General features: G+C 44.4%; 14 protein-coding genes. 12 read left to right on the forward strand and 2 right to left on the reverse strand.

From position 1 onward, the window contains the following. Window positions 1-1,296: a sugar ABC transporter permease gene (locus INT76_RS07525; protein ID WP_212569852.1), complete on the reverse strand. Its 1,296-nt coding sequence runs from the start codon at window positions 1,294-1,296 to the stop codon at window positions 1-3. A 141-nt stretch (window positions 1,297-1,437) separates the two neighbouring features. Then, window positions 1,438-2,688: an extracellular solute-binding protein gene (locus tag INT76_RS07530; protein WP_212569853.1), complete on the reverse strand. Its 1,251-nt coding sequence runs from the start codon at window positions 2,686-2,688 to the stop codon at window positions 1,438-1,440. Window positions 2,689-3,005: 317 nt separating this feature from the next. Here INT76_RS07530 and malQ point away from each other — a divergent pair, with 317 nt between their 5' ends. From malQ to INT76_RS07590, 12 genes are all read left to right on the forward strand, one after another. After that, window positions 3,006-4,529, forward strand: a complete 1,524-nt coding sequence (gene malQ / locus INT76_RS07535; RefSeq protein ID WP_212569854.1) for a 4-alpha-glucanotransferase — start codon at window positions 3,006-3,008, stop codon at window positions 4,527-4,529. A 109-nt stretch (window positions 4,530-4,638) separates the two neighbouring features. Further along, window positions 4,639-5,163, forward strand: a complete 525-nt coding sequence (locus tag INT76_RS07540) for an ABC transporter permease (protein ID WP_212569855.1) — start codon at window positions 4,639-4,641, stop codon at window positions 5,161-5,163. A 133-nt stretch (window positions 5,164-5,296) separates the two neighbouring features. Further along, window positions 5,297-7,798, forward strand: a complete 2,502-nt coding sequence (gene leuS / locus INT76_RS07545; protein WP_212569856.1) for a leucine--tRNA ligase — start codon at window positions 5,297-5,299, stop codon at window positions 7,796-7,798. 247 nt (window positions 7,799-8,045) lie between these two features. Continuing rightward, complete coding sequence (locus INT76_RS07550) at window positions 8,046-8,339, forward strand: bacteriocin immunity family protein (protein WP_212573045.1); 294 nt, start codon at window positions 8,046-8,048, stop codon at window positions 8,337-8,339. Between the two features lie 257 nt (window positions 8,340-8,596). After that, window positions 8,597-9,127, forward strand: a complete 531-nt coding sequence (locus INT76_RS07555) for a CHAP domain-containing protein (protein WP_212569857.1) — start codon at window positions 8,597-8,599, stop codon at window positions 9,125-9,127. Window positions 9,128-9,371: 244 nt separating this feature from the next. Next, window positions 9,372-9,752 carry a hypothetical protein gene (locus INT76_RS07560; RefSeq protein WP_212569858.1) on the forward strand — a complete coding sequence of 127 codons (381 nt, stop codon included), beginning with the start codon at window positions 9,372-9,374 and terminating at the stop codon, window positions 9,750-9,752. Window positions 9,753-10,023: 271 nt separating this feature from the next. Beyond that, complete coding sequence (locus tag INT76_RS07565; protein WP_212569859.1) at window positions 10,024-10,698, forward strand: DNA methyltransferase; 675 nt, start codon at window positions 10,024-10,026, stop codon at window positions 10,696-10,698. Between the two features lie 9 nt (window positions 10,699-10,707). Further along, window positions 10,708-11,760 carry a DNA cytosine methyltransferase gene (locus tag INT76_RS07570; protein ID WP_212569860.1) on the forward strand — a complete coding sequence of 351 codons (1,053 nt, stop codon included), beginning with the start codon at window positions 10,708-10,710 and terminating at the stop codon, window positions 11,758-11,760. Window positions 11,761-11,791: 31 nt separating this feature from the next. Next, window positions 11,792-11,956 (forward strand): hypothetical protein, encoded by a 165-nt coding sequence (locus INT76_RS07575; RefSeq protein WP_212569861.1) that lies wholly within the window; start codon window positions 11,792-11,794, stop codon window positions 11,954-11,956. Between the two features lie 9 nt (window positions 11,957-11,965). Continuing rightward, window positions 11,966-13,033 carry a replication initiator protein A gene (locus INT76_RS07580; protein WP_212569862.1) on the forward strand — a complete coding sequence of 356 codons (1,068 nt, stop codon included), beginning with the start codon at window positions 11,966-11,968 and terminating at the stop codon, window positions 13,031-13,033. Then, entirely contained in the window at window positions 13,030-13,719 is a 690-nt protein-coding gene (locus INT76_RS07585) for a hypothetical protein (protein WP_212569863.1), read from the forward strand. Before INT76_RS07580 ends, INT76_RS07585 begins: the two co-directional genes overlap by 4 nt. A gap of 20 nt (window positions 13,720-13,739) precedes the next feature. Further along, entirely contained in the window at window positions 13,740-13,877 is a 138-nt protein-coding gene (locus tag INT76_RS07590; protein WP_212569627.1) for a hypothetical protein, read from the forward strand. Window positions 13,878-13,887 lie beyond the last annotated feature (10 nt).

The following is a 13,887-nucleotide window of genomic DNA, read 5'->3' on the forward strand; positions in this document are numbered from 1 at the left end:
TTACACATCCTCCATTTCAAAGGCATTTAGTTTCTTAAAGGCAATCATCGAAATGCTGATGACAATCATGGAAATAATCAAGGTTACGGCTGCGGCCATTGAGTATTGAGGTGCTGTACCAGTTGTTAGCTTGTAAATCCATGAGATAAGAATATCTGTTGAACCAGCTCCACCTCCGACACTACCAGGGCCACCGTTGTTAAAGAGGTAGATGATAGAGAAGTTGTTAAAGTTGAAGGTGTACTGACTAATCAGAGTTGGTGCTGCAACGGCCAGAATCATTGGCAGAGTGATGTTGCGGAATTTCTGGATAGCACTTGCGCCATCGATATAGGCAGCTTCGTAGAGATCGTTTGGAATAGACTGCAAGATACCCAAGGTTAAGACATAGATATAAGGGAATCCAAGCCAAGCCTGCATCATGATAAGGGCTACTTTGGTCCAGAATGGGTCAGTCTTCCAAGGAATCAAGAAGTTATCGATAAATGGCAAGAATTTGCTCAAGAAAGGCAAGACCTGTGTATTGATTGCACCGACACTATCGTTGAACATATTGCTGAACGTCAAGATGGTCACGAAAGCAGGAACAGCCCAAGGAAGAAGGAAGATAACACCGAAGATACGTTTTCCTTTAATGAATGGCTGGTTTGCGATGATAGCGGTCAGGATACCGATAACAATCTGAGCCGTAGAAGCGCAGAGAGCCCAAATGATTGTCCAAGAAAGGACAGAGCCAAATGCAGAACGGAAGGTACTCAATTGCCAGATGTTAGCGAAGTTGGTACCGCCTACCCAGTCCAACAGTGCGCCTGGTGGCAAATGTTGGAAATCGTAGTTGGTGAAGGCGATAAAGAGGGTTACAACGACCGGGAAGATAATAGCAAAGGTCATTGCAATATAAGAAGGGATAATCAATAAATAAGGGAAGCCGTTGCTGTAAATATTTTTCAGCATTTCTTGGAAGGTAGTTGCAACAGGCATTCCCGCATTCCAACGCTTGGCCGTTTGATAGGCATCTTTTAGGTTCAGGGCATAAAAAGCCAAATAGACCACAAGGATGATCAAGTGGAGTGACCCGCGAATCAACATGAAGAGGGAGTTGTCTTGCCCGCGGACGCTACCGAGGGTAATCAAGTTGCTCAACTCAGCAGCTGCGATTGTAAGGAAATAAGCGAGAAAGGCGATGGAAACTCCTAAAAAGATAAATCCTTTGGCTTTTTGCTTGTTATAGATCTGTCCAAGACCTGGGATAAGGGACAAGAGGAGTGCCTTACCTGGATTTTGCTGTTTAGTCATAAAATCTCCTTTTAAATAAAAGGGGAGGGGGAAGTTTAGGTCAGACTTCCTCTCCTCCCGGTGACACTGACATAGTAATAGACTGCTTTTAAGAAAAGTGGACTGGGGGAATTCCCAGTCCACTTTATGTTCGATTAGTGATTAGTTACCGTATTTTTGAGCGATTTGGTCTTTAATCAACTGAACAGCATCGTTTGCAGCAGTTTTAGCATCTTTCTTACCGCTTACTGCTTCAAAGAGCATGTTAGCAGCCGGTTCCCAAACTGTGCTCATTTCAGAGATGTTTGGCATTGGTTGTGCAGATGCGAACTGCTCGATAACCGCTGTTGTCAATTCGTCGTTCTTGCTTACAGCGTACTCACGAGCTTCAGTGTTAGCAGGCACTTCGTTTGTTGCGTCGTAGAGAGCTTTTTGTTGTTCAGTAGCTGTCAAGTGGTCAACAAATTTTTGAGCCAATTCAGCGTTCTTAGAACCTGAAGGGATAACCCATGCTTTACCACCACCGAAGGCTTGGTAAGCTTCACCGTTAGGAAGAGTTGGGATGGTAGTTACACCGTAGTTTACACCAGCTTCCTTCAAAGCAGCTGCTTTCCATGGGCCGTCGATGATAACTGCTGTTTTACCTTCTGTAAATTGAGTTTGGATCAAGTTACCTGCAGCAGATGCATCTTGAAGACCTTGAGGCCATTTTTCATACCAAGTTTTTGCGTATTCAATTGCTTTTACAGCACCTTCGTTTGCAAGACCGATGTCTTTAGGATCTGTACCGTTTTCACCGAATACATAACCACCGTAACCTGAGAGAAGTCCGTATGCGTAGTAGAAGTTTGTCCAGTCAGCAAGGAAGGCAGTTGTTTTACCAGTTTCACCTTCAAAAGCGTACTTGCTGTCTTTAGCCAATTCTTCCAATTCAGCGAATGTCTTAGGTGCTGCAGAAACAAGGTCTTTGTTGTAGTAAGCTACCAAGGTTTCGATAACTGCTGGAGAACCGTATACTTTTCCGCCAGATGTTACAAGAGTTTCTGTAACGTCATCTGTTTTGCTTGTTTCAGCCAATTTCACTTCTGCAAGCTGACCTTCAGCACCGAGGCTGCCTACGCGGTCATATGGTGCCATCATAACGTCTGGAGCTGAACCAGATTGGTTATCGAGTGACAAGTTGTCAAGACCTGTAAGAGCATCACCTGTTTTAACGGTAACAGTCACGCCATTTTCTTTCTCGAAAGAAGCTTTCACGTCGTTGATGTAAGCCTCATAGCCTTGGTCAACGTAGACTGTCAGTTCTTTGCTTGCCTCTGATGAGCTTGAAGAACTTGATGAGTTCGAGCAAGCAGCCAAGACAGCAGTGGATGCAGCAAGAAGAGCTACGCTCTTAAGAAGTTTGTGTTTCATATTATTCCCTCCAAGAATAAAAATAAATTTGATGATACGTCAGCTTAACGCAAACGTTTTCTTAAACTAAAGTAATTATACTACAAGTTGAATGCGTTTGCAAGAGTTTTTGCGAGGAAATTATAAAAAATTTTAAAGTCCTACTCTAGAAAAGTGATATATAATAGAAGAAAAAGGGGAGATAATGATAAAAATGAAAAAATGCTTTATTTCTGCTTGATTTGTTAGCGCTATCATTATATAATGGGTGTAGCAAACGTTTGCGCGTCAAACAACTTTCTTAAACTATTTAATTTCACTGACCGAGGTATACCTATATGAAAGAACGTCAAAGTGGGGTACTGATGCATATTTCGTCCTTGCCGGGCAAGTATGGCATTGGTTCGCTCGGTCGAGAGGCCTACGAATTCGTTGATTTTCTCGTCCGCACCAAGCAACGCTACTGGCAAATCCTGCCCCTAGGAACCACCAGTTACGGGGATTCTCCCTATCAGTCCTTCTCTGCCTTTGCAGGCAACACGCACTTTATTGATATTGATTTCTTAATTGAAAACGGCTGGCTCAGTCCCAGTGATTTGGAAGGGGTTGACTTTGGCAGCAATCCTGAAGAAGTCGATTACGCTAAAATCTTCCACGGTCGCCGACCTGTACTTGAAAAGGCGGTAGCGACTCTCAAATCTCACGGTTTGCCAGAAGAATATTGGGCGTTTTTGAGAGAAAATGACTTCTGGATCCACACTTTTGCAGAATACATGGCTATCAAGGAACATTTTGACCTCAAGGCTTGGACAGAATGGGAAGACGATGCCATCCGTCTGCGACAGGCTCATGCCCTAGAACACTACCGTCAGCTCCTAGCAGAGCAAATGGATTACCACCGCATCACTCAGTATCTTTTCTTTAGCCAATGGAAGGCTCTTAAAACCTATGCCAATGAGAAGGGGATTGAGTTTGTCGGTGATATGCCTATCTATATCGCAGCAGACTCGTCTGATATGTGGGCAAACCCACACTTCTTTAAAACGGACGAAGAGGGCCGTCCAAGTGTTGTAGCAGGGTGTCCGCCGGATGCATTTTCTGAAATTGGACAGCTCTGGGGTAATCCAATTTATGACTGGGATACCATGAAGGCAGATGGGTTTACCTGGTGGATTGCGCGGTTGAGGGAAAGCTTTAAGATGTATGATATGGTGCGCATTGACCACTTTATCGGCTTTGCCTCCTTCTGGGAAATCCCTGCCCGAGAAGAAACAGCTGTTAATGGCTATCGAGTAGAAGCGCCTGGTTTTGAGCTGTTTGCAGCCATTCGTCAGGAATTGGGAGATCTGAACATTATTGCAGAAGACTTAGGAACTGTGACAGATAAGGTTATCCAACTCAGAGAAACAACAGGTTTCCCAGGAATGAAGGTGTTGCAATTTGCTTTTGATCCAAAGGGAGATAGCATCGAGTTGCCACACAACCACCGCAATAATGTGGTTGCCTATACAGGTACCCATGATAACGACACCATTCGTGGCTGGTATGAAAAAGAGCTGGATGACGCCTCCAAGGAATACTTGGATCGTTACACCAACCGCAGACCGGATGAGTCTATCAACCACACCATGTTGCGAACCTTATTCGGCTCAGTTGCCTTTATGGCTGTTGTCACCATGCAGGATTTGTTAGACTTGGACGGCACAGCCCGGATGAACCTGCCAAACACTTTAGGCGGCAACTGGGTATGGCGGATGACGGCAGACCAGTTAACCCCAGCTATTGAAGAAAACTTGTTAGACTTGACGACTACCTATCGCCGTCAAAACAAGCGCCTAAGCCAATTAGAAACAGTTGACTAAACACCTATCTGATGGCTATTTTGCCGTCAGATATTTTTGTCGTTAACAAAACATATTGACAAACCAAATATAAAGGAGTATACTTAAGAAAATTTAGGAGGTATTCCGGATGAAAAAACCAATTCATTTATACATCTTTGTTGTCTTGTCTGGGATTGCAAGCGTATGGCGTGTCATCGGGGCGTTTTCTTCTTCGCCTAATGCTGCTCAGCAACTGGCGCAGCAGCAAGCAGTTGCAGGTGTGGCAACCGAAGCAGAACTTCTTGCCATCTATGAACCCTTGTTGGCTTTCCAGACAGGGATTGTGCAAAAAATCTTTGGTATAGTGTTATTGCTGCTGGTGGTCGGCGCAGCTGTCTTCCTGCTTCAAAAGAAAAATGAACTGGCATCCTATGTTTATATGGGCTATTTGTTTGGTACCTTGCTGATGGCGACCTACACGTTCATTGTAACGCGTGGTCTATTTAGCCAGTTTGCCAATGAAACAATACGCTCTATTATGACTGGTACGGTACTGGGCAGTTACATTTTATCCGTTGTCTTGTTTGCAATCTACTTTGGTCTGACGGTCTTTTTCTTGCTCCGCAAACCAAAAGAAACACCAAATTTGACACCGAATGCAACAGATATTTAATCAAAGACCTAGCTTGGAATGAGCTAGGTTTTTGGTTTGGGTCGGCAGAATTGTTGGATTTCTATCTCCTAGGTTTCCCTAGATTCCAAAACATGGTATAATAGGGCGATAAACTATTTTTGGAGAAAAAGACATGAGCTTCTACAATCACAAGGAAATCGAGCCCAAATGGCAACAATATTGGGCGGACAATCATACTTTTAAAACAGGAACAGACGCCACCAAACCTAAGTTCTATGCCCTAGATATGTTCCCTTATCCATCTGGTGCGGGTCTGCACGTAGGCCATCCAGAGGGCTACACTGCGACCGACATCCTCAGCCGTTACAAGCGTGCGAAAGGATACAATGTCCTTCACCCCATGGGTTGGGATGCCTTTGGTCTGCCAGCGGAGCAGTACGCCATGGATACAGGTAATGACCCAGCAGACTTTACAGCCCAAAATATCGCCACTTTCAAGCGTCAGATTAACGCCCTTGGCTTTTCTTACGACTGGGACCGTGAAATCAATACAACAGACCCCAACTACTACAAGTGGACCCAGTGGATTTTCACCAAGCTCTATGAAAAAGGCCTAGCCTACGAGGCAGAAGTGCCTGTCAACTGGGTGGAGGAACTGGGAACAGCCATTGCCAATGAAGAGGTTCTTCCTGACGGAACCTCAGAGCGTGGTGGCTATCCCGTTGTCCGCAAGCCCATGCGCCAATGGATGCTGAAAATCACAGCCTATGCCGAGCGCCTGCTCAATGACCTGGAAGAGGTTGATTGGCCAGAGTCAATCAAGGATATGCAGCGCAACTGGATTGGCAAGTCAACCGGTGCCAATGTTACGTTTAAAATCAAGAATACAGACAAGGACTTCACGGTCTTTACCACCCGTCCGGATACCCTTTTTGGGGCGACCTACGCCGTCCTTGCCCCTGAGCACAACTTGGTTGACAGCATTACTTCGCCTGAGCAGGCAGAAGCTGTAGCAGACTACAAGCGCCAAGCCTCTCTCAAATCAGACCTGGCCCGCACCGACCTGGCCAAGGAAAAAACGGGAGTCTGGACAGGTGCCTATGCCATCAACCCTGTCAATGGCAAAGAAATTCCAATCTGGATTGCCGACTATGTCCTAGCCAGCTACGGAACAGGTGCCATCATGGCCGTTCCGGCTCACGACGAGCGGGACTGGGAATTTGCCAAACAGTTTGACCTGGAGATTCTTCCTGTTCTGGAGGGTGGCAATGTAGCAGAAGCAGCCTTCACAGAAGACGGTCCCCATATCAACTCCGGCTTCCTAGATGGCCTCAACAAGGAAGAAGCCATTGCCAAGATGGTGAGCTGGCTAGAAGAAAAAGGCTTGGGTGAGGAGAAAATTTCCTACCGCCTCCGCGACTGGCTCTTCAGCCGCCAGCGGTACTGGGGAGAGCCCATTCCAATCATCCATTGGGAAGATGGAACATCCACAGCTGTACCAGAAAAAGACCTGCCTCTTGTCTTGCCAAAAACCGCTGACATCAAGCCTTCCGGCACGGGTGAATCACCGCTGGCCAATCTGACAGACTGGTTGGAAGTGGTACGCGAAGATGGGGTCAAGGGTCGCCGGGAAACCAACACCATGCCACAATGGGCAGGGTCAAGCTGGTACTACCTGCGCTACATCGACCCCCACAATGACGAGAAATTGGCTGACGAAGACCTGCTCAAACAATGGCTGCCAGTTGACATCTATGTCGGCGGTGCCGAACATGCCGTTCTTCACCTCCTCTACGCCCGCTTCTGGCACAAATTCCTCTATGACATCGGTGTCGTTCCAACCAAGGAACCCTTCCAAAAACTCTTTAACCAAGGGATGATTTTGGGAACCAGCTACCGCGATGGCCGTGGGGCTCTGGTTGCGACCGATAAGGTGGAAAAACGGGACGGTTCCTTCTTCCATATCGAAACGGGGGAAGAACTGGAACAAGCGCCAGCCAAGATGTCTAAATCCCTGAAAAACGTGGTCAACCCAGATGATGTCATTGACCAGTACGGGGCGGACACCCTGCGGGTTTATGAAATGTTTATGGGGCCGCTGGATGCCTCTATCGCCTGGTCTGAGGAAGGTCTGGAAGGTTCGCGTAAATTCCTAGACCGGGTTTACCGCCTCTTGACCAAGAAGGAGCTGGTGGCAGAAAATAATGGGCACCTGGACAAGGTCTACCATGAAACCGTGAAAACAGTGAGCGAGCACATCGAAGGGCTCAAGTTCAATACCGCTATCGCCCAGCTCATGATTTTTGTCAACGCAGCCAACAAGGAAGACCAGCTCTATGTCGAGTATGCCAAGGGCTTCATCCAGTTGCTGGCACCATTTGCCCCACACTTGGGGGAGGAACTCTGGCAGCTGGTAACAGGTAATCAAGAGTCCATCTCTCATGTGGCTTGGCCAAGTTATGACGAGAGCAAGCTGGTAGAGAACGAAGTGGAAATCGTTGTCCAAATCAAGGGCAAGGTCAAAGCCAAACTCATGGTGCCAAAGGATGCCAGCCGTGAAGAACTGGAAAGCATCGCCCTCGCAAATGAAAAAATCCAGGCAGAAGTAGCCGGTAAAGAAATCGTCAAGGTGATTAGTGTACCAAATAAATTGGTTAATATTGTTGTCAAATAACCAATTTATTTGCTCATTTCCAACCTCCAACAGTTCACTGGACTGTTGGAGCCAAACAAACTCGTCAATATCGTTACTAAGTAACAATCGCCTCGTTTGTTTGTTTATCTCCCACCTTCAACAGTCTATCCGTAGACTATCGAAGTCAACTAAATTGGTTAATATTGTTGTCAAATAACCAAATTATTTGATTGTTTCCAACTCTCTCCAAGAATCGAGGTAAAAAGGATATGAAAAAACTGAAAAGCTGATAGATGACATCATCAATCTGATTTTAGTTCCAACATTGACTTCAGAGGAACGAGAAATATTGGTCGAGTATAAGGACAAGCTGCTGCTCGAACCTCAAAAGGAAGCCAATCATATGGCAGGCTTGGCTGAAGAACTTCGGCAGCTCGCTGTACGCAACCTTGCTCAGGAAAGAACCCTATCACCTGAAGTGGGCGCCTTCTATCAACAAATAGCCACAGTTGGTCAATTTGATAGAAATCTTGCCAGTGGCTTGCTTTCGGTTGGCGTCCATTTCAATACTGCTCCATGATGTTCAAAATATTCAGATTCTGCTCCATCTGCTGATGGGCAAAGATAAAAAGCAACCAAGGTCTACCTCTATCGGAGGATAGGCCTTTTTCTTACAAATTTTCGGTGTTTTTTATAAAAATTTTTGGCCCCTGTTAGAGATGTTTTTTTAAGGAGTCAGTTTTTCAGTTGGTTTAAGTTTTTTCTAAGTTTTCTTTAAGGTGTCTGAAAGCCTAGTGGGCTAAGATGAACCTATATTAAGAAAAAGAGGAAAACACAATGATATTAAAACGAACACTTACTCTCGGCAGTGCAACTCTTTTGGGCTTGCTAGCCTTTGCTGGTCAAGAGGTTTCTGCGAATACCGCTTCCGCAGGGATTTCAGATGCGGTGGCTTTGGAATGGGCAAGTGCAGTAGTGGAGGAAGTTGTGGACTTGTCCAACAACCAAATTTCTGAAGTTGCAGTGGAATATACGGCCAATACCTATCCTTGGGGCCAATGCACTTGGGGAGCCAAAGAAGCGGCTCCATGGGTGATGAACTACTGGGGGAATGCTGGTGATTGGGCAGTCAGCGCGGCTGTAGCAGGTTTTGAAGTTGGAACCGTACCCAAGGTTGGCGCCGTCATTGTCTGGACGGATGGAGGCTACGGTCATGTTGGTTATGTGACAGAAGTCCGTGAAGACGGGGCTATCCAAATCGTTGAATCCAACTATGCGGGAACGACTTATCCAGCCAACGTGCGTGGGTGGTTCAATCCCACAACGACAGGCGAAGGAATGGTGAGCTATATCTATCCGCTGGCCTAATCGGACTTTTCCATGAGCGAAGCGCAGTCTTGGACTGCGTTTTTTCCGTTGTTCGGCAGCTTGGATTTCACCGAAAATGACTAGGAAATGGGAACTTGCAATCAGGTCTGGGAGTACATAAAAAACAGCTGGGTAAGTGTCTAGAGTTTTGGGAAAACGACAATAAAATACCTCATTAGCCTAAGAGAGCATGAATTTGCTCTCTTTTTTGCTTGCTCAAAATGTTGAAAGGATGCTTTATCGGATGTCAAATCAAATTGAAATCATAATGAATTTAGATACATTAGAAATTTTTGAAGTTATTGATCATAGTCAAGATGATTTAGAAGATATTGAAGTCGTGGAAAATGCTATTACACACACTGAAGAAATAAAAATATCTCCACACGATGATTTAGGACGTGTTTGGCTAGGAAAAGGTTATTCCTCCCAACCTTCTAGCTTGCTTTGGAGGAATGAGAGAGAAGGTATTATCCATGAACTAAGTCCTAAAAATAAACACGGGAGCTATCCCTATTACCAACGCTGTAGGAATCATACTTGGGGACATGTTAGTCAACTAACTTATGAAGAAGCCTTGTGGCTAACCTTGGAGTTTTATCCGAAGTTGATGAACCATATATAAAGGAGTTAGAGTATATGAGTATATTAAGTCTAGTCAACATTATCTTTGCGTTAACCTTTTATCCGATGTTTATTATCAACTATTACCGAAGAGAACCTTACTTGTTGAACTTATTCCTCTTTCTGATGAATGCCCTAATATTTTTTTACCGTATATTTATCTATTTTGGCTTATTGAAATGAAATTGAAGCAGGAGAATTGGATAGATAGAATTGTTTTGAGGAGGTTAGATGAAATTCCTAGACCTATTTACAGGGATTGGAGGGATAGCATGAATAAATTTATTCACGCAGATTGCATGGATGTCATGCGTGAGTACCCTGATAATTACTTTGACCTTGCGATTGCGGACCCACCGTACTTCAGCGGACCCGAAAAGCGGAAGTTCTATGGACGGAAAATCAGCCCAATTGGCGTCCAACGTTTGTATGGACAGACGAGCGAATGGGATGTACCTGGCAAGGATTACTTTGATGAACTGATCAGAGTTTCAAAGAATCAGATTATCTGGGGTGTAAATTATTACCAGTATGATTTTGGTCCAGGTCGTATTGTCTGGGACAAAATCAATGGGGAATCAAGTTTTTCAGACTGCGAGATTGCTTACTGCAGTTTGCATGATAGCGTGCGATTGTTTCGCTATATGTGGAATGGGATGATGCAAGGAAAATCCATTGCAGAAGGTCATATCCAACAAGGAAACAAGCGATTGAATGAGAAAAGGATACACCCTACGCAGAAACCTGTGAATTTGTATCTTTGGCTTATTCAAAAATATGCCAAAGAGGGTGACAAAATTTTAGATACTCATGTTGGGTCAGCTAGTAGCTTAATTGCATTTGAAGAGTATGGGCTGGAATATGTCGGCTGTGAGAAAGACGGACAGATTTATCAGTCAGCTCTGGCCAGACTTGATGAATACAAATCACAGATAAAGTTATTTTAGGAGGTATAGATGAAATTCCTAGACCTATTTGCTGGTATCGGTGGTTTCCGTCTTGGTATGGAAGGTGCGGGCCATGAATGTGTCGGTTTCTGTGAGATTGATCCATTTGCCAGAAAGAGCTATAAAGCAATTCACGATACGGAAGGAGAGTTTGAATTTCATGACATTACAGCAGTCACAGATGACATTGTTCGAGGAATCGGACGTGTGGATGCTATCTGTGGAGGATTTCCGTGCCAGGCTTTCAGCATTGCTGGAAAGCGGCGAGGATTTGAGGATACTAGAGGGACTTTGTTCTTTGAGATTGCTCGGTTCGCCTCTATTCTCAGACCTAAGTATCTATTCCTTGAGAACGTCACAGGACTCCTCAGCCACGACGACGGAAATACATTCGAGACCATCCTCTGCACGTTGGAGGAACTGGGGTATGATGCGGAATGGCAGGTGTTCAACAGCAAGAATTTTGGAGTCCCCCAGAACCGTGAGCGGGTGTTCATTATCGGACATCTTAGAGGAGCAGGTGGACGAGCGATTTTTCCTTTCGGAGGAAATGAGTCGGAAGCTAGCTCTGTCAACACCAAAAGAGTAGGAAATGTCAATCCATCTGGCCATGGTATGAATGGGGAGGTTTATTCTACAGAAGGGCTCTCTCCAACTATTACTACGAATAAAGGCGAGGGTATCAAAATAGTTGGTGTTCTGCAGCCTAATTTTAATCAGAGCGGTTGCGTATATGATCCGAATGGAATTTGCCCAACAATCCGAACCATGCAGGGTGGAGGCTTGGAGCCTAAAATCATTCAGCGTGGCCACGGTTTCAACGCTGGTGGTGAACATGATTTGGCACCGACATTGACTAGGAATAGTTGGCAGGAGAATAATCATCTGTCGGATGGTTTCAGAATCCGCAAGCTGACACCTCGGGAGTGTTGGAGGTTGCAGGGATTTCCAGACTGGGCTTTTGATAAGGCCCAGGCAGTAAATAGTAATAGCCAGCTGTACAAGCAGGCTGGCAACTCGGTCACGGTAAATGTGATTGAGGCGATAGCAAGACGAATATAAGTCACATATTACATTATTTTAGGAGATGTACATGACACAAAAAGAATTACTCGCAAGAAAATGCGTTATCACTGATATTATGAATAGCCAAAGAGTTTCGCTCTCTAAAGCAGTCGCTATTATGCAAGAATGGGAGATCTCAGGTCTTATATTCTTTACACCATCTGGACAGACAGCTTTATTGAAAACAAGATAGGAGACCCAAATGGCAGATATTACAATTGATCAAATCAGCACTCAAACCTTTTACCAAATTCCTCAAATCTTTTTACCGAGTATTGAAAAAGAGTATGGTTCTGATGGAAGAGTAAAGAAGAAAATCAAGCTGACCAGCCCTTATGCTAGAAAGCTATCCAATGATGCCAAGCTGGCTTATGGAGCTTTCTATAATCGGTGTTTATTGAGCATTCGTTCATATCATCAGGGAGTTAAAGATTATGTCGATGAGAATGGTTCAGTCTTTATGGTTTATACAGTAGAGGAACTGATGGAGGTATTGGACAAAGGAAAAATGACTGTCCATAAAATCAAGAAGGAGTTACAAGAAATTGGTCTACTACGAGAAGTCAGTCAAGGAGCTAATCGTCCCAACCGCCTCTATCTCCAGAATGTCGATGCCAATCTCCAGGAGTATGAGCATTATCAGGCAGATTTTATTCCCTCAGGAAGAGATAAAGGAAAGGTCGTTTATACCCATGTAAAAACGGTCAATCTGAAAGGAGAAGTCCTCTTTGAACTCCCTAAAGCTCCAGAAGATGAAGATGGGAGTCCAAAAAATGGACGCCCAACAAATCCAGAAAAATCAACGAAAAATGGGAGTCCAGAAAATGGACGTCCAAAATCTGGACATCAGGGCGTCCATAATACGGACGGAAGTAAGATAGATTTAAGTAATACTGAGTTACTAGATAATAGTTCTAGGAGAGCTGGAGCTGCTACACCTCCACCAAATAAAAATAAGGAGAAATACGTAGCACCCGAATATTATTCGCTACTACAGGTGATTGCGGATAAGTACAATGATCGGTATATCTATCCTCACGGTTATACCTTAACCCATAATCAAAAAATGAGAATAGGTCAGTATCTCACAGAAGGCTTTGCGACAAGCACAGAGGTCTTGAATATGATTGACCATATTCCTCATGATTGCGATAAGCCCTTGGCTTATCTACTAGCTATGCTTGAAAACCTCAAAACAGAGAGACAAGCAGAAGTCAGGAGAGTAGCTCACTTAAATGCTCAACGCTTTTATGAGGGAGGTCAAGCATGAGAAAAGAAGACCTACGAAAACAATTTGAAAACTGTGTTCACCCGACAAAAAAGATTTTTTTAACCTTCTGTCTCGCATTTGGAATCAGCCTATTTTTACTCACTCGCATCTCCCGTTCTTCGGACTTACCTAAGATGGGGATCTTGATAATCTTCTCGCTTCTCATCGGTATCTCATTCAGTTCTAAACACCTTAGACATCTATACGATAACTTAGATCAGGCTTTACATCAGCTTCGTGTCGAACGATCAACTTACTTCGAGAAGTATGCAGTGACCACTACCGATGTGATAGATGATTTCACTATGTCTTACACTCAATATGATGTGAAGCTCTCATTTTCTTACAGGAGTCAATCACAGAGTTTTACAGTATTAAGAACCTTAATTCCTCAGCCCTATGCCAACCAACGATTAGTCATTGTTGCGCACCATCTCTCCCTACCATCTGACCGAATAAGAGACTATGAGGAACGGTTTGACCTGAGCGAATTCTCTCAAACCTACGCTACATTCATTAAGAGGAGAGAAAGAAACCTGGCTCTATTTAGCAGTCCCTGGGAAACCAACCAAAGCCCATACAAGACTATCTCTGAGCTTCCAGCTACTGAGAAACAAACATTTGAGTTGGCTATAGTCAATCAGCTAGACCCTGCAACGAATGAAAGTACAACGAAAATAAAATAACCAAATTAAGGAGAAGCCAGATGATATTAAATACAGAAGGTGAACACATCACCATCCCAAAAGCGATATTTGATTTACCGCCCGAGGAGAAGAAAAAAGCACTAGCACAGTTAGAGAAAGAGATGGAAGATTATCATTCCAGCCGACAACCAAACTAAAGGAGACAAA

It is taken from the genome of Streptococcus oriscaviae (assembly GCF_018137985.1).
GTDB lineage: Bacteria > Bacillota > Bacilli > Lactobacillales > Streptococcaceae > Streptococcus > Streptococcus oriscaviae.